Origin of the sequence: Methylomonas koyamae (assembly GCF_001644025.1) — a bacterium.
GTDB lineage: Bacteria > Pseudomonadota > Gammaproteobacteria > Methylococcales > Methylomonadaceae > Methylomonas > Methylomonas koyamae_A.
The window spans coordinates 78,839-100,696 of record NZ_LUUK01000078.1 but is presented as its reverse complement, the minus strand read 5'-3'; the positions used below and the strand labels follow the sequence as shown (position 1 = coordinate 100,696).

Sequence of the window (21,858 nt, the reverse complement as noted above, 5' to 3'; positions counted from 1 at the left end):
TTCCGTTAAATCAGCCGTTAAATCAACCAGGGCGCGGTGACGTTGGGATTGATATTGTATTTGGCGATGGCCACCTCGACTTTCGCGGCGTCGAACTCGCCACCTTGGGCCAGCGCGTGCAGCGCGGCGACGGCCACGTGGTAGCGGTCCACCTCGAAGAAACTGCGCAAATTGGCGCGGGTGTCGGACCGGCCGAAGCCGTCGGTACCCAAGACCGTGTAAGGTTGTTTGACCCAAGGCCGAATTTGTTCGGCAAAGGCGCGCATATAGTCGGTCGCGGCGACGATAGGGCCTTTGGCGCCGCCCAGGCAATGTTCGATATGCGTGGTACGCGGCTTTTCTGTGGGATGCAGTCGATTCCAGCGCTCGCAGCTTTGGCCGTCGCGCGCCAGTTCGGTGAAACTGGGGCAACTCCACAAGTCGGCATCGACGCCCCAATCGTCGTGGAGTAATCCGGCGGCTTCGATGACCTCGATAAAGATCGTGCCGGAACCCAGCAGCTGCACGCGCGGCTTTTTGCTGTTCGGGCCTTTCTTGAACAAATACATGCCCTTCAGAATATCGGCTTCCGAACCTTCGACCAACGCGGGTTGATCGTAGTTTTCGTTCATCAAGGTGATGTAGTAGAAAATGTCTTCCTGTTCGACGTACATGCGGCGCAAGCCGTCGTGGACGATCACGGCCAGTTCGCAGGCGAAGGTCGGATCGTAGGAATAGCAGTTCGGCACGGTGGCCGCCATCAAATGGCTGTGGCCGTCTTCATGCTGCAAGCCTTCGCCGTTCAAGGTGGTGCGACCGGCGGTGCCGCCTAGCAGGAAGCCGCGGGTACGTTGGTCGGCGGCGGCCCAGATCAAATCGGCGACGCGTTGGAAACCGAACATCGAGTAGTAAATGAAGAACGGAATCATCGGCACGCCGTGGGTCGAATAGGCGGTACCGGCCGCGATCCAGTCGCACAGACCGCCGGCTTCGTTGATGCCTTCCTGCAACACTTGGCCGTGCTTGTCTTCCTTGTAGAACATCAGTTGTTCGGCGTCTTGCGGCGTGTAGAGCTGGCCGACCTGGGACCAGATGCCGAGCTGGCGGAACATGCCTTCCATGCCGAAGGTACGCGATTCGTCGGGGACGATGGGCACGACCCGCTTGCCGATTTGCTTGTCCTTGACCAGGATGTTGAGGATACGGACGAAGGCCATCGTGGTCGAAATCTCGTGACCTTCGCCGGTGCCTTCCAGCAGGGCTTTGAAGGCCGGCAGAGCCGGAATTTCCAGAGGATAGGATTTAGGGCGCCGCGCGGGCAAATAGCCGCCCAGATCGACGCGGCGTTGCCGCAAATATTTGAGTTCTTCGGAATCTTCCGCGAAGCGGATGTAGGGCAAATTGGGTAGTTCTTCGTCGCTAATCGGCAATTGGTAGCGGTCGCGGATGGCTTTGATCGACTCCAGACTCATTTTCTTTTGTTGATGGCTGGTGTTTTGCGCCTGACCGGAATCGCCCATGCCGTAACCTTTGATGGTTTTGGCCAGAATCACGGTCGGCTGGCCTTGGTGGTTGGCCGCCGCGTTGTAGGCCGCGAAGACCTTGATCGGGTCGTGACCGCCGCGATTCAGTTCCCAGATATCGCGGTCGGTGTAATCCTTGACCAGTTCCTTGAGTTCCGGCGTATTGAAGAACTTCTCCCGGACATAGGCGCCGTCCTTGGATTTGAAAGTCTGGTAGTCGCCGTCGACGCATTCCATCATGCGTTTGACCACCAAGCCGTCCTTGTCGCGCGCCAGGATGGCGTCCCAGCGCCGGCCCCAGATGACTTTAATGACGTTCCAGTTGGCGCCGCGGAAGTTGCCTTCCAGTTCCTGAATGATCTTGCCGTTGCCGCGTACCGGGCCATCCAGACGTTGCAGGTTGCAGTTGACGACGAAAATCAGGTTATCCAGTTTTTCGCGGCCGGCCATGCCGATCGCACCCAGGGTTTCCGGCTCGTCGGTCTCGCCGTCGCCGAGGAAGGCCCACACTTTGCGTCCGTCGGTATTGGTCATGCCGCGATCCTGCATGTAGCGCATGAAGCGGGCTTGGTAAATCGCCATGATCGGCCCCAGGCCCATCGACACGGTCGGAAATTGCCAGAATTCCGGCATCAGCCAAGGATGCGGATAGGACGACAAGCCGTTGCCGCCGACTTCCTGGCGGAAATTGTCCATTTGCGCCTCGCTCAAGCGCCCCAGCAAGAAGGCGTGGGCGTAGGTCCCTGGCGCCGAATGGCCTTGCGAGAAAATCAGGTCGCCGCCGTGTTTGTCCGAAGCGGCGTTCCAGAAATGGTTTTGGCCGACGTCGTACAGGGTGATCGCCGACGCGAAGCTGGCGATATGGCCGCCGACATTGGTGTATTTGTTGGCGCGCAACACCATCATCATCGCGTTCCAGCGCACGTAGGAGCGGACGGTGCGTTCGATATCGGTGTTGCCGGGATACTTCGGCTGCTTATCGACCGGGATCGTGTTGATGTAGGGGGTGTTGGCGGAGAAGGGTATATCCAGACCGGATTGCCTGGCGGTTTCAAGCAGGGTTTCGATCAGGTAACTGGCGCGGTCGCTGCCTTCCTTTTCGATGACCGCCTGTAACGCCTCCATCCATTCCTGAGTTTCTGCGGGATCGATATCGTGTTTGCCGGCAATGTCGGTATTGTTGGTCATTTCGGAACCTGGAATAACGTGGGATGAGCTTAAAAAGGATACCCGAAATGGTCGGCTCAAGCATGTTTTTTTGGGAGGCTTTCGGCCAATTTGTTGGCTTTGCGCCGCGATCGAAAAATCGTAATCGGCGGCGGCTTGCCGCTTGCGGACCGATACCGAACATTCCGTATCGTAAAGAGACGAGTTTCCCGTTCGTCCAGTGGCCTGCTCGGCGCGGATCGCGTAGAATTGGACCATCCTTTTTAGTCATGGGTAAGTCCTTATGCAGACCACGTTATCCAAACTCTTCGCCTTGCTGGGAATGGCCTTCGCCGCTTCTCACGCGAATGCCACCACGGTTGCCTACACCCCGCCCAACCAGGTTACCTACACTTCTGAAGTCTTCTCGCCGAGCAATACCGCCAGAACCTTCGACTTCGAAATTCCAGAAGCCGTCATCGCCACCTTCATTGATGGCGTGTTCACGATCAGCGCCACCGGCGATTACACGATCGACGCCGCCAACGAATCGGTCAACGCCGTCGTGCTCGACAGCTACGTCCCCGGCGACGATTACTATCTTTACGATTGGGATGCGCGGCCGCAAACCGGCTACGGCACGGCCACCGAATTGGGCGCCGAGGGCGGCGACATTTCCTGGGTACGTTGGACCAGAAGTTTCGATATTAGCGGCGACGACATCGTTAACTGGACTCAGGACGGTCGGGTCGTGATTCGATTGACCTTGTCCGATGGGGTCGATCTGGATTTGTTCAACAGCGGCTTGTCCGACCAATTTCCGCCATCCTTGCAAGCGACGCTGACCTATTCGGTGGCCGCGGTGCCGCTGCCGGCCGCGACTTGGCTGTTTACGACCGGCTTGCTCGGTGTGTTGGGCCTTGGCGGACGCCGGCATTTGATTTAGCGTTACGCTGTCAGCAATAAAAAAACCGGCGCGAGCCGGTTTTTTTATGTCTGGAGATTTCGATTTTACGGCGTGGACAGCGCGTGCAAGCTATCGGGGTGTTCCAATACGCTGGCCGGGGTTTGCAATTGTGTCGTCAGCAAGGCCCCGGTGTCGACGGTAAAGCTGCCGGTCACGCTGTCGCCGTCGCCATCGGTCGCGGTAAAACCGAATTTCAAATCGAGCTGCTGGGTGTTGGGCAAATTCAGGTATTTCAGACCGCCAACCTCGAAACCGCCGGAGATCACCTGAATCTTCAGCGTATCGTAACCGCCGTCCACGGTGATCGCCGGCGCGTAATCGCCGCCGGCTGTCGCGGTAAAACTCACAGTCTTACTACCGACCACGGCGCCGTCGCGATAGGCGGTCCAGCGAAACGCATCGGCGCCGCTATTGGTGTTGAATTCCTGCAACTGTACCGAATTCACCAATTGTTTGACGGATACATCGAAGTTATCGACCGTTCCGAACTGGTAGGTAATCGATTCGCCCTTGTCCAGGCTGGCGTTGCCTATCCCGATGTGACCGTTGGCGACATTAAGGTCGCTGCCCGTCACCAGCAGAGAATTGCCGACCGCCACTTGTCCGGCGGGCCCGGTGCTGGTGGTGCCGAAGCCGAGCGTCACGCTATCGGCCGGGGGCAGATCCAGTACTTGGTAGAGCGTTAGCGTGTAATCGCCGATTGCGGAGCCGTTTTGCGTCGGCGTCAACGTAAACACCATCCGGTCGCTGGCATCCAATCCCTGAGGGCCTTTGTCGATGAAGGCGTAGAGTTCGTCCAAGCCGTCCCCGTTGGTGTCGGCAACCGCGAAGCTGACCGCGTCGGCGTCCGACGTCAATTGCCAGGGCGCGCCGTTAGCGGAAATTGCGGGCAGGTTCAGCGTAACACTGCCCAAGCCGTCGAATCCCAAGTCGTAATCGATCAACTGCGTTAACGCTTCGCCGACGGAATCTTTCAGTTGACCGTTGGCATTGGTCACGGTGGGGCCGTCGTCGTAGACCGTTACGGTAAAGTCGGTATTCGCGCTACTGCCATCGGCGGCGGTCAAGCTTGCCGAGATGTCGAATGCCAGCGGGTTGCCGCTGCCGGTGTGGGTCAGCGGTTGCAGCAGTGTAAATTGATAGGTGCCGTTTTCGACCTTCACGGTGTAATGGCCGCCATCATCGGTCAATGTCTGCGTCGCCGGGTTCCAAGTGGCGCCGACGGCGGCCAACGTGACCGAAGCCGGCGCCGCGCCGTCTATCGTCAATGCTGCTGTCACGGATCGGTCGGCGTCGCTTTCGTCGACGGCCGAATCGAGCGCGGTGACCGCCGGGGCGTAATCGACGCTGACCGTGGCCGGCTCCGAACGCAAACCCAGATTATCGGCGATGGTGTATTGAATCGGGGTCGGATCGCCCACGAAGCCGGCGATCGGCGTAAACGTGATGGTGCCGGACCCGAGGTCGATGCTCCAGGTGCCCTGGCCCGCGACCACTAGCGCTTGGCCCGGCGCCGACGTGCCGACAATCTGAATACTGGTCGGATCGACGCTACCGTCCGGGTCGCTGTCGTTGCTCAATACGGTTAATGTCGCGGCGTTGCCGGGAACTAGGCCGGAGATGCCGTCGTCGCCGGCCGCCGGAGGTAGGTTGTAGTCGATACTGACCGTGGCTGGATCGGAACGTAGGCCGAGATTGTCCGCGACGGTATATTGGATCGGGCTCGGATCGCCGACGAAGTCGGCGGCGGGGGTAAACGTGATCGCACCGCTGACGGGGTCCACACTCCACACGCCCTCCCCGGCCACCGTTAGTGACTGTCCGGGCGCGGCGGTGCCGACGATTTGCACGCTGGTCGGGTCCAGGCTGCCGTCCGGGTCGCTATCGTTGCCGAGCACGTCCAAGGTGACCGGCGTGCCGGCCGGCAATCCGCTCGAGCCGTCGTCGACCGCGATCGGCGGTTGGTTGAGCCCGCCGTCCGCGGTTGCAGGCAGGCGGCGCGGATCGAGTAGCAGGACTTGCGGGGCGATGTCGTTGAACGCCACGACCGGGCCTATCGTATCGAAGCCGTTGTTGACCGGCGCGACGGGATTTAAATAATCGATGCTGACGATGCCGTGGCCTTCATTGCCGCCGCCGGGTCCGCCGCCGGCCGCCGGTGCGCCGGCCGCGGTGGGATCGGCAACCTTGGTCGGATCTTGGCCGGCCAACAACGCGGCCTGAATGTCTTCCACGCTAGGGCCGCTGGCTTGCGCCTGGCCGTTGGCGGTTATATCGCCACCGTCCGGCAACGCGTCGCCAAGCGCCATCCGGTCGTTACCGCCCATGTCCAGACTGCCGCCGCCATCCAATGCAACCACCAGGCTGGCGCCGTCGGCGGTCTCCAAGATGTCCGTCGCGTCGATGCGGTCGCCCACCTGCAGTATGCGCCGGCCGCCGTCGGCGGAAAGCGCGGTAACGGTGCCGGTGACAACAGTAACGGTTCCTACGGCCATGAGAGCTCCTTTGAATGCCTCAGCGAAAAATCAAGCGACAATGATAAGCCATGTCGGGTTACGCGCCAGTGTCACGACGCCGAAAATTACGAACTACACGAGAGCATCGAACAACCGGCGCGTTCCTTGGCCCAATCCGGCCGCTTCGCGGCGAACCGATCGCGCTCGGGTTGCTCGGCATACGGCGCGCGCAATAAATCCAGCAACTCCCAAACCAGGCTGAAATCGCCTTGTTCGGCCAGATCGATGGCTTGTTGGGCCAAATAATTGCGCAACACGTATTTGGGATTGACCCGATTCATGATTTCGCGGCGCTCGCTTTGCGGCAGGCCGTCGCTTAACAGCCTTTTCCGATAATCGCCGAACCAGCGCTCGGCCATTTCGACGACGGCTTCGCTCAAGGTCTCGTAACTGTTTCGTTGCAACAGCTCGATAAATTCGGCATTGGCTTGCTCGTCGGCCGATCCGGCGATATCGACATCGGCCAGTTGCCGGAAGAACAGCGTCATGTCGGTTTCGGCATTCTGCAACAACTTCAACACGCGATGGGTCAGGGCCTCGTCGCCGGCATCGGCATCGAATGCCGACAGGCCGAGTTTGGCGGCCAGCGTCGCCTGCCATTGCCGGTCGAAGGTGTCGGTAAAGCTTTGCAGGGCCTGCTGCAAACCCTCGGCGCGCTTAACCAGCGGATACAAGGCGTTGGCCAGTTGCACCAGATTCCAATAGGCGATTTTGGGTTGGTTGCCGTAACGGTAGCGGCGGCCTTGGGCATCGGTGGTGTTGGGCGTCCAGTCCGGATCGTAGTTTTCCAGCCAGCCGTAGGGGCCGTAATCGATGGTCAAGCCCAGAATCGACATGTTGTCGGTATTCATCACGCCGTGGACGAAGCCGACCCGTTGCCAATGCACCACCATATCGGCGGTTTTCCGGCAGACTTCGGCGAACCATTGCAGGTAAACGGCGGTACACGGTTCGCCCAATTCCGGAAAGTCGTTGCGTATCGTGTAGTCCACCAAGGCTTTCAGCGACTCCAGGTCGTCGCGGGCGGTGAATAATTGGAAGTTGCCGAAACGGACGAAGGACGGCGCGACCCGGCACACAATCGCGCCCGGTTCCAATTGCGGATTGCCGTCGTAAAACATGTCGCGCACCACGGTTTCGCCGGTCAACACGACGCTGAGCGCGCGGGTGGTCGGCACGCCGAGGTGGTGCATCGCCTCGCTGCATAAAAATTCCCGAATCGACGAGCGCAATACCGCCAGGCCGTCGGCGCTACGCGAATACGGCGTCAGGCCGGCGCCCTTCAATTGCAGGGTTTGCCGCGAGCCGTCCGGGCAGATCACTTCGCCGAGATTGATGGCGCGGCCGTCGCCCAGTTGTCCGGCCCAATGCCCGAACTGGTGACCGCCGTATCCCATCGCGAACGGCTCCATCCCGTCCGCCAGCCGGTTGCCGGCGAAGACTTGGCAAAAGTCGTCGGAGCGACAGACCTCCTCGGCAATGCCCAGTTCCTCGGCCAGGTCAGCGGCGTAGGCCACTAGTCGCGGGTTCTTGACCCTGCTGGGTGTGACTTTCGAATAACAGGCCGCATACACTTGGCGGCGAAAATTGTCGGGTTCCGGGTCGCCCGGCAACTCGCGGACGAATCGGTTGTCGAAGCGCAGGCTATCGAGGGGGAGGCTATCGGCTGAGGCTGGCATGGTAATCGACTCACGGGCTAAAAATTACGAATCGTTGCGCGAACCGGCTAAGATACGCGGCGTTCCGCTACTTATATCAATCAATTTCCCTATCAGGCAATGCTTATGAGAAATATCGCGAAAATATTCAGCTTGCGGGCTGTTTCCCTGGGTTCGGCCCTGATGCTTTCCAGCCTGTCGGCGCTGCCGTTGAGCGGTTGCGTCACGGTCGGTCAGGAATTCGCCGCGTCCAGAGTACCGGAAATCAAAGTCGGTCAAACCCGCAAACAGGACATCACCGAACTGTTCGGCACGCCCTGGCGTACCGGCATGGAAGACGGCCGGCCGACTTGGACCTACGGCATCTACAAATATTCGCTGTTCGGCGGCGACGACACTCAGGATTTGCTGATTCGCTTCGATAACCAGGGCGTCGTCAAATCCTACACGTTCAGCTCTACCCGGAAGTAGTTCGCGGCGTGTCGGCGCGCGGCGGCTTGGCGATGGTGCTGGTGCTGATTTGCGGCGGCGCCGACGCCAAAAAACTTTACAAATACCGCGATCCCCAGGGCCTCTGGCATTACAGCGACCAGGCGCCGCCGGACGCCGGTCCGGTCGAGATTCGGCAAATGAAGCCGGCCGTCGCTCAGAGAGTGTGGCTGGAAAAATCCGGCGACGACCGACGCGCGACCTTCGCGGTTCGCAACACCTATCCGGGACCGATTGAAGTCGAGATCGACTGGCGGGACGGCGAAAACGTCGAGGCCCAGCCAGCGCTGCCGAGCCGTTTCGTTGTCGGTCCCGGTCTGTCCGCGCCGCTGTTCGCGGTTGGCGCCGTTCCCGGCGCCGGCCGATGGCACTACGGTTTGCAATATCGCTATGTGCTCGGCCAGCCGCTGGCCGAAGCGCCGGGGGACCCTGATTACCGCCCGCCGTTGGCATTGGGAAGCCGCTTTCAAATCACCCAAGGCTTCGGCGGGGAATACAGCCATACCGACGACCAGAATCGCTACGCGGTGGACATCATGATGCCGGTCGATACTCCGGTGCATGCGGCGCGCGCCGGCGTCGTGCTGGATGTCGAAAACGATTTCGACGGCAACGGCACCGAACCCGCCTATGCCGGCAAAGCCAACACTATTCGCATCGGCCATGACGACGGCACGATGGCGGTCTATGCCCATCTTGCGTTGGAAAAAGCCCTCGTCAAGGCTGGCGAGCGGGTCGCGGCCGGACAATTGATCGGGTTTTCGGGAAATACCGGCCTTACCACCGGTCCCCACCTGCACTTCGCGGTGCAGGTCAATCGCGGCATGGCGTTGGTGTCGGTGCCGTTCCGTTTTGTCGACGCGCAAGGTCGGCGCTTTACGCCGGAATTGGGCCGGTGGCTGGGCGATCAGCCGTCTCCGGCCGGCGTCGCGGCCGAGTCGCCGTAGAACCGATAACAGCCCTTGCCGGCGCATTTGGCTTGGTACATCGCTTGGTCGGCGTGCTTCATTAAAGTTTTGACGTCGGCTCCGTGATTGGGATAAATCGCGATGCCCAAGCTGGTCGAAATATTCACCGCGTATTGCTCGAGCGAAAACGGTCGGTTCAAGGCTTCCAAAATCTTTTCGGAAATCGCCACCACATCGCGCTCGCCGTCGATTTGTGGCAGCAGAACCACGAATTCGTCGCCCCCCAGCCGGGATACCGTATCGGATTCGCGGCGGACGCAGGCCCGTAGCCGGCAGGCCACGTCTTGCAACAGCAAATCGCCGATGTCGTGACCGTAACTGTCGTTGACCGGTTTGAACTGGTCCAGGTCCAGATATATCAAGGCGAGCCGGGTTTGCTCGCGTCTGGCTTGCGCCAGCGCCTGACGCAAGCGGTCGCTGAGCAGGATGCGATTGGGCAGATCGGTTAGCGGGTCGTGGTGGGCCAAATGGTGGACGTGGTCTTCGATGGCCTTGCGCTCGCTGATGTCGGTCATCGCCGCGACAAAATGGGTGATGGCGCCGTCCGCGCCTCGCACCGCGGTCATGGTTTGCCAGACTGGAAATACCGTGCCGTTCTTGTGCCGATTCCACAGTTCGCCCTGCCAGACGCCGTTACGGCGCAAGCCGCTCCATACTTCGTCGTAAAAGCGGCCGTCGTGAATATCCGAATGCAACAGGTTAAGGTTGCGGCCGACCGCGTCGGCCGGGGTGTAGCCGGTCATTTCGCTAAACGACAGATTGATTTTCAGGATCACCGCGTCGGCATCGGTGATGGCCATGCCTTCTTGGGACTCGAATGCGGTGGCGGCGATGCGTAACTGGGTTTCGGCTTGTTTGCGTTCGCTAATATTTTGCGCGAATGCAAACATCAGCGAACGATCGCCGTAACGGATGTAATGTCCGGTCACTTCGACCGGCACCAGCGTACCGTCCTTGCGGCGGTGCCGGCTCTCCAGCACGACGATTTCCTCGGCTTGTAGACGTTGCCACAACATCGGCCAGTCCGCCTCGCTCAAATCGAGGTTGAACTGCCAGGGGAACATGCCCAACAATTCGGCGCGGCTGTAACCCAGCGTTTCGCAGGCGTAATCGTTGATATAGGTGATACGGCCGTTTTCGTCCAGCCAGTAGAACGCGGTCTTGCTTTTATCGACCATGGCTCGGGTAAACCACAGCTCGGATTCGATTTGCTTGAATTCGGTGATGTCGTCGTAAACGCCCAGCACGCCGATGGTTTCGCCGCGTCGGTTACGTAACGGCGCTTTCGATGTGCGCAGCACACATTCGCCGTGATCGGACGTGATTTGTGGTTCTTCGTAAGCCAGTTTCGCTTGACCGGACTCAATGACCCAACGGTCGTCGCGCCGGTAGAGCTCCGCTTGCCGGTACCACGCCAATTGAGTGTCGACCTTGCCGATCACGGTCGCCACGTCCGGCGCGCCGCTGTCCTCGGCGAACAAAGCATTGCAGCCCAGATAACGGGAAGCTCGGTCCTTCCAGAATACGCGCAACGGGATGGTTTCGATCACCAGTTGCAACAAGTTGCGCGACTCGGCCAGCGCATTCATCGCCTCGACCCGCTCCGACACGTCGTACAGCACTACCAAGTGGAGGTGGTCGCAGAGCGGCCCCAACGGCGTTACGGTGACGACCACGTTTTTGGTTATGCCGTTCTTGCAAAAAACCTTGAGTTCCAGCGGTTCGAAGCGGGGCGGCTCGCAATTCAGCCGGCGCTGCCATTCGTCGGTTACCCAATAGCGATAGTCGCTGTCCGGATAGGCTTTGCGGCGCCAGGTTTCGACATCGGGAAGATCGGCCGCCAGGTAGCCGAACGCGTTGCTGAAGGCCGGATTCAGGCGTAATATCCGGCGATCGGCGTCGAACAAGGCGATCGGTATCGGCAGGGCGTCGATGATCGTGTTCAGTTGCAAAATGTTGCGGTCTAGCGAAGCCATTTTCTCGAGGAGCAACACCGTGATGCCCGACACCAGCGACGCGACGATCAGCGAGGCGACCAAGCCGGTCAGCAAATAATCCCAGGTGATTACGCCGCGCAACAACCAGCTCATCGCGGCGACGATGGTTTCGGTCAGCAGCAGCGCCAGTACCACGGCCAGCAGCCAGACCTGCCATTTGCGAGAGTGTTGCAGAGCGGGGATGGGAGCGAAATTCACGGACGGCCTCGAACTGGCGATACGACGGTCGAACGCCGTCGCTTGTAAGTGTTAACTTACACTTTACGTCCGGCTTTGGAAAGAGGGCGATCGCTTGCCCGCCGTGTCGAGCGGAATACTCCCGGCCTTTTCAATGACGCGTGCGACGATCGAGTCGCAGCATCAGCCAGGCGGCGGCGGAGAAGATCGCGCCGGCCACGAAAGTCAGCGCCGCGCCGTGGCTATCCCACAGCCAGCCGGCCAAGACACTGGCCGCCAGCATTGCCAGGCCTGAGATCAGATTGAAAAAGCCGAAACCGGTGCCGCGTAAATCGGCCGGCGCGGTGTCCGCTACCAGTTTGGCGAGCAGACCTTGGGTCATCCCCATGTGAACGCCCCATAAACCGACGCCGGCCAGCGTCGCCCGCCAATCGGCGCTGCTGGCCAACACCAGGTCCGCGCCGATCAGCACCAGCAAGCCCCAGCTCAGTAAGCGCGCCGGCGAAATCCGGTCCGACAATTTTCCAAACGGATAGGCGGTTGCCGAGTACACGATATTCATCGCCACCATCACCAGCGGTACCAGCGCTAAGGCTATGCCCCCCTGTTGCGCCCTGAGTACCAGGAAAGCCTCGCTGAAGCGCGCCAATGTGAACACCGCGCCGATGGTCACGACCCGCCAATAGGTCTTGCCCAAGCGGCGCAGATTGGCGCGGCGGATTGGATTGCCGTGCCTGGCCTTGACCAGATGCTTGGGTTCCTTGACGCCGAGCAGCAGCATCAGTACCGCCAAGCCGCCCGGAATGACCGCCACCCAAAACACCGCCCGAAAGTCATTGTCCCACCACAGCATCAAGGCCACCGCCAACAATGGGCCCAGAAACGCGCCGATATTATCCAGTGACTGCCGCAAGCCGAAGGCCGCGCCGCGAATTCCGGCCGGCGCCAGATCGGCCACCAGCGCATCGCGTGGCGCGCCGCGTATGCCTTTGCCGACTCTGTCCAACAAGCGGGCGGTCAGCACCATGCCGCTACTGGCGGCAATGGCGAACAGCGGCTTGGTCAGCGCGCCCAGACTGTAACCGATCAACGCCAGACTTTTGCGCTTACCCAGGTAATCGCTGGCGACGCCGGAAAAGACCTTGACGATCAGCGCGGTGGCTTCGGCTGCGCCTTCGATCAAGCCGACGCTCAACGTGCTGGCGCCCAGCGTGCCGACCATGAACAACGGTAGCAGGCTGTGAATCATTTCCGAGGAAATGTCCATCAACAGACTGACGAAGCCCAGCGCCCACACGCCGCCAGGGATTTGCCGCCAAACGGCGATGGGTTTCGATGGGTTCATTTTGTTGATCGGTTGGGGCACTGGGGCGCCGGCGGCGCCGATTTCGGTGGCATTTCACCACAGATTGCGATAAAAAGCCGGTCCGATCATTTTTGCAACTAGGAGGACATCATGAAACCCATTTGGCTAGTGTTAAGCCTGTTAATCGCGAGCGGCGCGCAAGCCGCGTTGCGCGAGCAGACCGTCGAATACAGCGCCGGCGATACTCGGCTGCGCGGCTATCTGGCCTGGGACGACGCCAAGGGCCTCAAGCAGCCGGGCGTGCTGGTCGTCCACGAATGGTGGGGCTTGAACGACTACGCCCGCCAGCGCGCCAAAATGCTGGCCGAGCTGGGCTATACCGCGTTGGCGGTGGATATGTACGGGGACGGGAAGTCCAGCGAACACGCCGCCGAAGCGTCGGCCTTCATGAAATCGGTGCTGGAACGGGCCGACATCGCCAAGCAACGTTTTCTGGCGGCCTTGCAATTCTTGCGTGAGCAACCCAACGTCGATGTCGGCAAGATTGCCGCGATCGGCTACTGTTTCGGCGGATCGACTGTGTTGAACATGGCGCGGCAAGGCGTCGAATTGGCGGCCGTGGTCAGCTTTCACGGCAATCTGGTGACCGATACTCCGGCCAAACCCGGCAGTGTCAAGGCTAAGGTGTTGGTGTTGAACGGCGCGGCCGACGGCTTCGTGACGCCGCAAAGCATCGCGGACTTCGAAAAGGAAATGGCGCTGGCCAAGGCGGATTATCGCGTCGTCAATTATCCGGGCGTCAAACACGGTTTTACCAATCCGGATGCCGACCGTCTCGGCAAGGCCAACCAGTTGGACGTGGCTTACGACGCGGAAGCCGACCGGCTATCCTGGACGGCGATGCAAGAACTGTTCGATTCGCTATTTAAATGATCTAGGCGGCCGTTCCGGTGGAGCGGCCGCGCCGATGGTGGACGTAGGATGGACTTAGCGGGTGCCGAACACGACGATGGTTTTGCCGTGGGCGGTGATCAAGCCTTTATCTTCCAGCTCCTTCAATACCCGGCCGGCCATTTCCCTGGAGCAGCCGACGATACGACCGATTTCCTGACGGGTGATGTGCAATTGCATGCCGTCCGGGTGGGTGATCGCGTCCGGCTCCTTGCACAGATCCAGTAAGGTCCGGGCGATACGTCCCTCGACGTCCATGAAGGCCAAGTCGCGGTATTTGCGGCTGGTAATCAGCAAACGGGTGGAGAGTTGCTCGCCGAGCACGGTCAGAATTTCGACGGCCTGATCGCGCAAATCGGCGTTCAGCAATTGCTTGAAACGCTCGTAACCGATCTCCGCCATCTGGCACTTGGTGCGGGTTTTCACCAACACGCTACGGGTTTCGGCATTTTTGAACACGCCGATTTCGCCTACGAAATCGTGCTTGTTCAAATAAGCCAGAATCAGTTCCCGGCCTTCTTCGTCTTCGACGCTGACGCTGACCGAGCCGTCGACCACAAACAACAACTTGTCGCCGACGTCGCCGGGGCGGACGATCGTGATTTTGGCCGGATAGGTCCGGACATGGCAGAAGCGCAAAAAGGCTTCGAGAGCGGATGGCGAGATCTTGTTTTGTTTAACGAAGCTCATAATTTGTAATAATTCTGTGAACTGATTTGGCTACCTTATCAAGGTGCAGGAGTTTCGGAAAAAAATCAAGACATTTGACGGGTTCGTTGTAAAATCCGCGTCAATTTTGGTTTCGACTTGGGTTAGAGGATGCAAGCAACGATTAAATGGGTCGACGGCAGATTGTTCGTCGGCGAGTCCGGCAGCGGACACACGGTGGTGATGGACGGTCCGCCCGACCACGGCGGTCGGAATTTGGGCGTGCGTCCGATGGAAATGCTGCTGATGGGCGTGGGCGGCTGCTCGTCGTTCGACGTGGTCGACATCCTGCAGAAAGGCCGCCACGACATCGTGCATTGCAGTGCCGAATTGACCGCCGAACGCGCCGACGCCGTGCCGGCGGTGTTTACCAAAATCCACCTGCATTTCAAGGTGACCGGGAAAAATCTGCCGGCATCGGCGGTGGAGCGGGCGGTGAAACTGTCCGCCGAAAAATATTGTTCGGCATCCATCATGCTGGGCAAGGCCGGCGTGGAAATCAGTCACGATTTCGAAGTTATCGAGGGTTAAGCGGTTGAGCAAATTACAATTACACGGGTTTAACAACCTGACCAAATCGTTGAGCTTCAACATTTACGACGTTTGCTACGCGCCCAAGGAGCAAGAAAAAGCGTACATCGAATACATCGACGAAGCTTACAACGCCAAACGCCTGACCCAAATTTTGAAGGATGTGGCCAACATCATCGGCGCGCAGATTTTGAACATCGCTCATCAGGATTACGACCCGCAAGGCGCCAGCGTAACGATGTTGATTTCCGAGGGCGCGGTGATCCCGGCCGGCATGAATTCCGAGTCGCCGGGCCCGTTGCCCGACACGATTTTGGCGCATTTGGACAAGAGCCACATCACCGTGCACACCTATCCGGAAAGTCATCCGGATACCGATATTTGCACGTTTCGGGCCGACATCGACGTATCCACCTGCGGACAAATTTCGCCGTTGAAAGCCTTGAATTATCTAATACATAGCTTCGAGTCCGACATCGTCATCATGGATTACCGGGTGCGCGGTTTCACCCGCGACGTGACCGGCCAGAAGATCTATATCGACCACAAGATCAACTCGATTCAAAACTACATCGCCGAAAGCACCAAGGAGCTGTATCAAATGATCGACGTCAACGTCTATCAGGAGAACATCTTCCATACTAAGATGATGCTGAAGGAAACCGAACTGGAAAATTACCTGTTCGAAAAGGAAAGTAATTTCAGCGACGAGGAGCAGGAAGAAATCCAGGAAATGCTCCAGGAAGAAATGGCCGAAATCTTCTACGGCCGCAATTTTTCGTAAGCCATTACTGACTTGATAGCATCGATGCCGTCGATTCCGGCGGCATCGCTCGATAGCCTTCCGCATAGCCGGTTGCCGGTTTTCAAGGCTCGATCACCGGTTTCCCCGCCCATCTACCCACTCCACGCATCATCCCCCTCGGCTAGGCGTTTGCGCGCTTGCCACGCAATTGTCGCGCTAGCGTCATCGGCTTTTCATATTCCCGGTTTGTAATGCCCAGCGGTGGCTGGGACGGAATCGTCCCTGCCCCTTCAACGGCATCTTTCAAATGGGGTACAGACTTATGTTCAAACCAAGATTTTTCGCGGCCGTGGCGCTGGCATTCGCGCTACCGGCTCAGGCCCAAACGGTCGCTTTAGCCGTCGACGGCAGTTGGAGCGAGTTCGTTGTCGATGATTTTTCCGCCGAATCCGGCATCGATCCGCTCAGCTGGATTGCCGACGACGGCTCGGCCATCGCATTCGATTTCACGTTGAGCGCTCCGGCGATTCTGAAAGTCGTGGACGCCGGCTTTTCCGGCGATAGTTTCCAGGTTTTCGATAACGGTATCAGCTTGGCCTTTACTAGTGCCGGCATCAATAATTATCGGGATGGCGCTACGCCGAGCGTGATCGATTTCGATACGGCCTGGAGTCAAACCAATTTCAGCCGGGGCTTGTTTCAGCTCGGCGCCGGCAGCCACCATATCACCGGCCTGTTGGCGGTGTCCGCGCTGGATGCGGAGGGGTTGCCCTTCAACGCCACCCTGGGCGGCGTCGCTCTGACGGCGGTTCCGTTGCCCGCCGGAGCATGGCTGATGCTGTCCGGTAGCGGCTTGTTGGCTGCCGCGGCACGGCGCCGTTCGGCTTGATTGGGAGAATCGCCATGAGAAACAAACAATTGATCGCCGGTATCGGCATCGCGTTAGCGACGCTGGGTTGCGCGCAAGCCGCCACCAGCACCGTTAAGATCGTCGCATTCAACGACTTCCACGGCAATCTGCAATCGCCGGGCAATTTCGGCGTGCAGGCCGGCGGCTCCGGCACCGCGATCGTCAGCAAGCCGGCCGGCGGCGTCGACATGCTGGCTGCTTACGTCGATGCGTTGAAAGCGGAGAATCCGAATAGCGTCGTCGTGTCGGCTGGCGACCTGATCGGTGCCAGCCCATTGATCTCGGCCTTTTTTCACGACGAAGGTACGATAGAAACGATGAACCGCCTGGGCTTGGAGTTCAACGCGGTCGGCAACCACGAGTTCGACGAAGGCAAGGACGAGTTGCTGCGGATGCAGGCCGGCGGCTGCCATCCGACCGACAGCAACACCTGCAAGGGCGCGGAAGTCGGCACGCCGGTACCGTTCGAAGGCGCAAAATTCAAGTTTCTGGCCGCCAACGTGGTTAACACCGCGAACGGCAAGACCGTGTTTCCGGCTTACGCCATCAAAAGCTTCAATACCGTCGGCGGCAAACTCAAGGTCGGCTTCATCGGTTTGACCTTGAAGGAAACTCCGACCATCGTCACGCCGGCCGGCGTCGCCGGTTTGGCGTTCAAGGACGAAGCCGCCACCGTCAACAGCTTGGTACCGAAATTGCGCGCGCAGGGCGTCGAAGCCATCGTCGTGCTGCTGCATCAAGGCGGCTCGCAAGGCAGCGCGGCGCCGAATTTCATCAACGACTGTTCGGCGGCCTTGCAAGACCCGACCACGTCGCCGGTCAAAGGCATCGTCGCCCAACTGAACAACGCGGTGGACATGGTGATTTCCGGCCACACCCACACCGGTTTCATCTGCCAGTTGCCCAACAAGGCCGGCCGGGCTATACCGGTGACCCAGGCCAGCTCGTTCGGCCGGGTGCTGACCGACATCGACCTGACTATCAACCACGCCACCGGCGATGTCGTTGCGGTCGACGCGCGCAACATCACTGTGGACAGGACGGACGCCAATTATGCGGCCGACGCCGAAATTAAAGGCATCGTCGATGGTTATGCCGCGTTGGTGGCACCGCTGGCGGCCCGTACGATAGGCACGATCACCGGCCCGGCTACCAACTCGGCGAACAGCGCCGGCGAAATGGCGGCCGGCGATTTGATCGCCGATGCGCAATGGCAAGCCACCTCGGCGGCGGCATTCGGCGGCGCCCAGTTTGCGCTGATGAACCCCGGCGGCGTGCGTAATCCGGGCTTCACTGCCGCCGGCTATCCGCACGACGTCAGCTACGGCGAAGCGTTTACGGTGCAGCCGTTCGGCAATAGTTTGGTGACGCTGACCTTGACCGCCGCGCAATTAAAAGATGTGCTGGAGCAGCAATTCATCGGCGGCGGTTGTTTGTTGTCCGACGGCGTGACCAAGAACAATCAAAGCTCGCAACGCATCCTGCAAATCTCCAACGGCTTGCATCAGGAATGGAGCGAGTCCGCGCCGGCTTGCGCGAAGGTGCGCAATGTATCGCTGAGCGTTTACGACGCCGGCGGCAACCCGACCGCTACCGACCTGATTGTCAGCGACGGCGCGGTGATCAACCCCAGCCAAACCTACCGGGTCACGGTCAACAACTTCATGGCGACCGGCGGCGACAACTATAGCGTGTTCACCCAGGGCGGCGACATGCTAGGCGGCGCGCAGGACATCGACGCGCTGATCTCCTACCTGGGCCGCTATCTGCCACCGCATCCGGCCTACGATCCAAGCGCCGCGACGCTACACGCGCCGCGCACCGTCAAACTGCCTTAAAACGCTGGGGTCGGTCGGACTAGACGCCGACCGGCCCTTTTACGCCAAATCCTCGCCGCGCTCGCCGGAGCTGATTCGTCCGCCCTTGTGGACATCGAGCATATACACCTTGCCGTCGCCGTGGTGGCCGCTGTGGGCCACGCGCATCACCGTGGTAAAAATCCGTTCCGCCAGTGCGTCCGGCGCGAAAATCTCGATACGCTTCTTGGGCAAGAACGGTTTGTAGTCCTGAATATGTTCGGTCCGTTCCCGGCCGAAGCCTTCGCAATCCATCACCGACATGCCGGGAAAGCCGGGAATCTCCAACAACGCCAACGTCAAGGGATTGAGTTTATGCGGTTGGATGTAGGCGCGTATCTCTTTCATGGGCAGTCCTAGGGCTCGTCGGCTTCGGAAAAATAACGGTACAGGGCCGGTAGTAAGGTCAATGTCAGAACGGTGGCGGTCGCCAAACCGCCGATAATCACCACCGCGAACGGTTTGGCGGTTTCCGAGCCGACGCTGGTGGACAAAGCCGCCGGCAGCAAACCCAGCATCGCCATCAGCGCGGTCATGACCACCGGCCGCAAGCGACTGACCGAGCCGTTGACGATCGCATCGTGCAGCGACTGACCCTCGCGGCGCAATTTGTTCAACTGCGATACCAGAATCACGCCGTTTTGTACCGCGATGCCGAATAAGGCGATAAAGCCGACCGCCGCCGACACGCTTAAATTGATGCCGGTCGCCAGCAGGATCAATAAACCGCCGATCATCGCGAACGGTACGTTCATCACGATCAACAATGCGTTTCTGACCGACATAAAGGCCCAGAACAGCAAGACGAAGATCAATCCCAGACTGATCGGAACAATGATGGCCAGGCGTTTCATCGCCCGTTGCTGGTTTTCGAACTGGCCGCTCCAGACGATATGATAGCCGGGCGGCAAGGCCACTTGCGCCGCGACTTTTTGCTGAGCCTCCGCGACGAAGCTGCCCTGGTCGCGGTCGATCAGGTTACATTTGATTGCGATCCGCCGCATGTTGTCCTCGCGGCTGATGCGCGACGCGCCCTGATTGACCTTGATCGTCGCCAGTTGCGCCAACGGAATTTTTAAGCCGTCCGGCGAGCTGACCAGCAAATTCTCCAGGCTGGCGATCGAATTGCGGGCGTTCTCCTGATAGCGTAGCGTGATGTCGAAACGCCGTTCGCCTTCCAGAAACTGGGAAGCCGCCTTGCCGCCCATGCCGATTTCCATCACCCGTTCCACATCGGTGACGTTGATGCCGTAACGGGAAATCTTGGCGCGGTCGATCTCGACGATGGCTTGCGCCAAGCCGGCTTGCTGCTCGGCGGCCACGTCGGTGGCGCCGCGGATCGAGGCCAGGATTTGGGTAATTTGATCGGCTTGGTCTTGCAAGGTTTTCAAATCACTGCCGAACACCTTGATAGCGATTTCGCCCTTGACGCCGGAAATCGCCTCCTCGACGTTATCCTGAATTACCTGGGAGAAGTTGGTCATCAGGCCGGGATAAACCGCCAAGGCCTTATCCATCGCCTGCACCAGTTCGTCCTTGGAATGGTAACGCCAAGTCGATTTCGGGTTTAGATCGATTAACGCTTCCAAGTTATTGAAGCCTTTCGGATCGGTACCGTCTTCGGGCCGGCCCAACTGGGTCAGCACCATTTTCGCTTCGCTAAAGGTTTCCAGCTTGGCGCGCACCCGCCGTTCGATGTCCTTGGCGGTGGTCAGCGACACCGGCGTCGGCAGAGTGATGGTCAGCCAGATGTTGCCCTCGTCCAGTTTGGGCATGAATTCGGTACCGATCAGCCGGACGGTCATGAAACTCAACACCAGCGCCGCGACCGCCGCCGTAAACACGATTTTGGCGTGGCGCAACACCCATTCCAGCAGGCGCCGGTAGTGGCGTTCCATCGCGTGTACCAACGGATTGTGGCGCTCGCCGATGTTCGGCCCGAGCAAATAGGTCAGCATTGCCGGCACGAAGGTCAGGCTGAACAGCATCGACGCCACCAATGCGAAGCTCAGCGTGTAGGCCATTGGCGAAAAGATTTTGGCTTCGACGCGCTGGAACGTGAAGATCGGCAAAAAGGCGATGATGATAATGGCCTTGGAAAACAGGATGGGCCGGCCCATCTCGGTGGCGGTGTTCAGCAACGACTGGCGCAGATGGCGCATGTCGGCCTTGCGCTGCAAATCCAGGGTAATTTGCACCATCACCGCTTCCACCAGCACTACCGCGCTGTCGACGATAATGCCGAAATCGATCGCGCCCAACGAAATCAGGTTGGCCGAGACGCCGCCGGCATCGACCAGAATAAACGCGAACAGTAAGGACAGCGGAATGATCAAGGTGACCAGCAAGGCCGCCAGGAAGCGGCGCAAAAACACCAGCAGGATCACCAGAATCAATGCCGCGCCTTCGATCATATTGTGTTCGACGGTATGCACGGTATGGCCGACCAGCTCGGTGCGGTCGTAAATCGGCGTGATTTTGACACCGGGCGGCAGGCCGAACTGGTTCAGTTCGGCGATCTTGTCCTTGACGCCATTGACCACTTCCACCGCGTCGCGGCCCTTGATCAACAGCACGATGCCTTCGACGATGTCGTCGCGCTGATTCATCGCCACGATGCCGGTGCGTGGTTGCGGGCCGACCGCGATTTCGGCGATGTCCTTGACCCGCACCGGCACGCCGTCGTGGCTGGCGACGACGATATCGCCGATTTCGTCGGCCGACTTCAACAAGCCGACACCCCGCACTACCAAGGCTTCGTCGCCGTCCTCGATATAGCCGCCGCCGGTGTTGGTGTTATTGGCGGCGATCGCCGCATACACTTGGTTCAGATCGAGTTGGTAATTCTTCAGTCGATCGGGTTTGACCAGCACCTTGTATTCCTTGACGCCGCCGCCGTAGGAAATCACGTCGGCCACACCCTGCACGGTGCGCAACTTAGGTTCGATCACCCAGTCCTGCAACGCGCGCTGCTCGGTCAACGGCAGATGTTTGGCGTCGATCACGTAGCGGTAAATCTCGCCGACGCCGGTCGACAGAGGCCCCAACTGCGGTTTGACCTCGTCCGGAATGTCGGCATTGTGCAGGCGCTCCAGTACTTGCTGGCGCGAAAAGTAATCCTCGGCGTCGTCGTCGAAGGTTAACGTCACCACCGACAAGCCGAAGATCGACACCGAGCGCATGTTCAGCAGATGCGGCAGACCGTTCATTTCCCGTTCGATCGGCAGCGTGACCAACTTTTCGACCTCTTCCGGCGCCTGGCCGGGATACTGGGTAACGACTTGGACGAACACGTTCTGCACGTCGGGAAAGGCCTGAACCGGCAGTTTTTCGAAGGCAATGATGCCGGATACGGCGACGGCCAGCGTCATGCCGATCGCCATCAAGCGTTGCTGCAAACAAAAAGCGATGATGCGCGCGATCATGAGCTA

The 21,858-nt window shown here is 59.5% G+C and carries 16 protein-coding genes; 8 read left to right on the top strand and 8 right to left on the bottom strand.

Going from position 1 to position 21,858, the window contains the following annotated elements:
- Nucleotides 1-17: 17 nt before the first annotated feature.
- Nucleotides 18-2,690 (bottom strand): pyruvate dehydrogenase (acetyl-transferring), homodimeric type, encoded by a 2,673-nt coding sequence (gene aceE, locus A1355_RS07190; RefSeq protein ID WP_064026522.1) that lies wholly within the window; start codon nucleotides 2,688-2,690, stop codon nucleotides 18-20.
- A gap of 262 nt (nucleotides 2,691-2,952) precedes the next feature.
- Here aceE and A1355_RS25650 point away from each other — a divergent pair, with 262 nt between their 5' ends.
- A complete protein-coding gene (locus A1355_RS25650; protein WP_064026442.1) occupies nucleotides 2,953-3,594 on the top strand; it encodes a hypothetical protein in 642 nt (213 codons plus the stop codon).
- A gap of 65 nt (nucleotides 3,595-3,659) precedes the next feature.
- On the opposite strand, the gene A1355_RS07180 is transcribed toward A1355_RS25650, so the two are convergent.
- On the bottom strand, nucleotides 3,660-6,110 hold the full coding sequence (locus A1355_RS07180) for a retention module-containing protein (RefSeq protein WP_064026440.1): 2,451 nt from the start codon (nucleotides 6,108-6,110) through the stop codon (nucleotides 3,660-3,662).
- Nucleotides 6,111-6,196: 86 nt separating this feature from the next.
- Nucleotides 6,197-7,810, bottom strand: coding sequence for a protein adenylyltransferase SelO (locus tag A1355_RS07175; protein WP_064026438.1), 1,614 nt, complete (start codon nucleotides 7,808-7,810; stop codon nucleotides 6,197-6,199).
- A 105-nt stretch (nucleotides 7,811-7,915) separates the two neighbouring features.
- On the opposite strand from A1355_RS07175, the gene bamE reads away from it, so the two are divergent.
- Nucleotides 7,916-8,260, top strand: coding sequence for an outer membrane protein assembly factor BamE domain-containing protein (gene bamE / locus A1355_RS07170; protein ID WP_064026436.1), 345 nt, complete (start codon nucleotides 7,916-7,918; stop codon nucleotides 8,258-8,260).
- Between the two features lie 8 nt (nucleotides 8,261-8,268).
- Nucleotides 8,269-9,225: a peptidoglycan DD-metalloendopeptidase family protein gene (locus A1355_RS07165; protein WP_082885409.1), complete on the top strand. Its 957-nt coding sequence runs from the start codon at nucleotides 8,269-8,271 to the stop codon at nucleotides 9,223-9,225.
- On the opposite strand, the gene A1355_RS07160 is transcribed toward A1355_RS07165, so the two are convergent.
- The gene (locus A1355_RS07160; RefSeq protein WP_064026434.1) at nucleotides 9,186-11,441 is read right to left on the bottom strand and encodes a PAS domain S-box protein; all 2,256 of its coding nucleotides are present in this window, start codon (nucleotides 11,439-11,441) and stop codon (nucleotides 9,186-9,188) included. The two genes, A1355_RS07165 and A1355_RS07160, sit on opposite strands and share 40 nt — an antisense overlap.
- A 130-nt stretch (nucleotides 11,442-11,571) precedes the next feature.
- Nucleotides 11,572-12,765 (bottom strand): MFS transporter, encoded by a 1,194-nt coding sequence (locus tag A1355_RS07155; RefSeq protein WP_064026515.1) that lies wholly within the window; start codon nucleotides 12,763-12,765, stop codon nucleotides 11,572-11,574.
- 111 nt (nucleotides 12,766-12,876) lie between these two features.
- Between A1355_RS07155 and A1355_RS07150 the strand changes: the two genes are divergently transcribed.
- Entirely contained in the window at nucleotides 12,877-13,659 is a 783-nt protein-coding gene (locus A1355_RS07150) for a dienelactone hydrolase family protein (RefSeq protein ID WP_064026432.1), read from the top strand.
- A 54-nt stretch (nucleotides 13,660-13,713) separates the two neighbouring features.
- On the opposite strand, the gene crp is transcribed toward A1355_RS07150, so the two are convergent.
- Nucleotides 13,714-14,367, bottom strand: coding sequence for a cAMP-activated global transcriptional regulator CRP (gene crp / locus A1355_RS07145; RefSeq protein ID WP_064026430.1), 654 nt, complete (start codon nucleotides 14,365-14,367; stop codon nucleotides 13,714-13,716).
- A gap of 129 nt (nucleotides 14,368-14,496) precedes the next feature.
- Between crp and A1355_RS07140 the strand changes: the two genes are divergently transcribed.
- The 4 genes from A1355_RS07140 (at nucleotide 14,497) to A1355_RS07125 (ending at nucleotide 18,409) form a co-directional block, all read left to right on the top strand.
- Nucleotides 14,497-14,916 (top strand): OsmC family protein, encoded by a 420-nt coding sequence (locus A1355_RS07140; RefSeq protein WP_064026428.1) that lies wholly within the window; start codon nucleotides 14,497-14,499, stop codon nucleotides 14,914-14,916.
- Nucleotides 14,894-15,700, top strand: coding sequence for an adenosylmethionine decarboxylase (speD, locus tag A1355_RS07135; protein ID WP_217631711.1), 807 nt, complete (start codon nucleotides 14,894-14,896; stop codon nucleotides 15,698-15,700). The genes A1355_RS07140 and speD overlap by 23 nt, the downstream gene beginning before the upstream one ends.
- Before the next feature lie 283 nt (nucleotides 15,701-15,983).
- Entirely contained in the window at nucleotides 15,984-16,550 is a 567-nt protein-coding gene (locus A1355_RS07130; RefSeq protein ID WP_064026424.1) for a hypothetical protein, read from the top strand.
- A 14-nt stretch (nucleotides 16,551-16,564) separates the two neighbouring features.
- Nucleotides 16,565-18,409 (top strand): bifunctional metallophosphatase/5'-nucleotidase, encoded by a 1,845-nt coding sequence (locus tag A1355_RS07125; RefSeq protein ID WP_064026422.1) that lies wholly within the window; start codon nucleotides 16,565-16,567, stop codon nucleotides 18,407-18,409.
- 39 nt (nucleotides 18,410-18,448) lie between these two features.
- On the opposite strand, the gene A1355_RS07120 is transcribed toward A1355_RS07125, so the two are convergent.
- Both A1355_RS07120 and A1355_RS07115 read right to left on the bottom strand, forming a co-directional pair.
- Nucleotides 18,449-18,775, bottom strand: a complete 327-nt coding sequence (locus tag A1355_RS07120; protein WP_064026420.1) for a P-II family nitrogen regulator — start codon at nucleotides 18,773-18,775, stop codon at nucleotides 18,449-18,451.
- Nucleotides 18,776-18,783: 8 nt separating this feature from the next.
- Nucleotides 18,784-21,852 (bottom strand): efflux RND transporter permease subunit, encoded by a 3,069-nt coding sequence (locus A1355_RS07115; protein ID WP_064026418.1) that lies wholly within the window; start codon nucleotides 21,850-21,852, stop codon nucleotides 18,784-18,786.
- Between the last annotated feature and the right edge of the window lie 6 nt (nucleotides 21,853-21,858).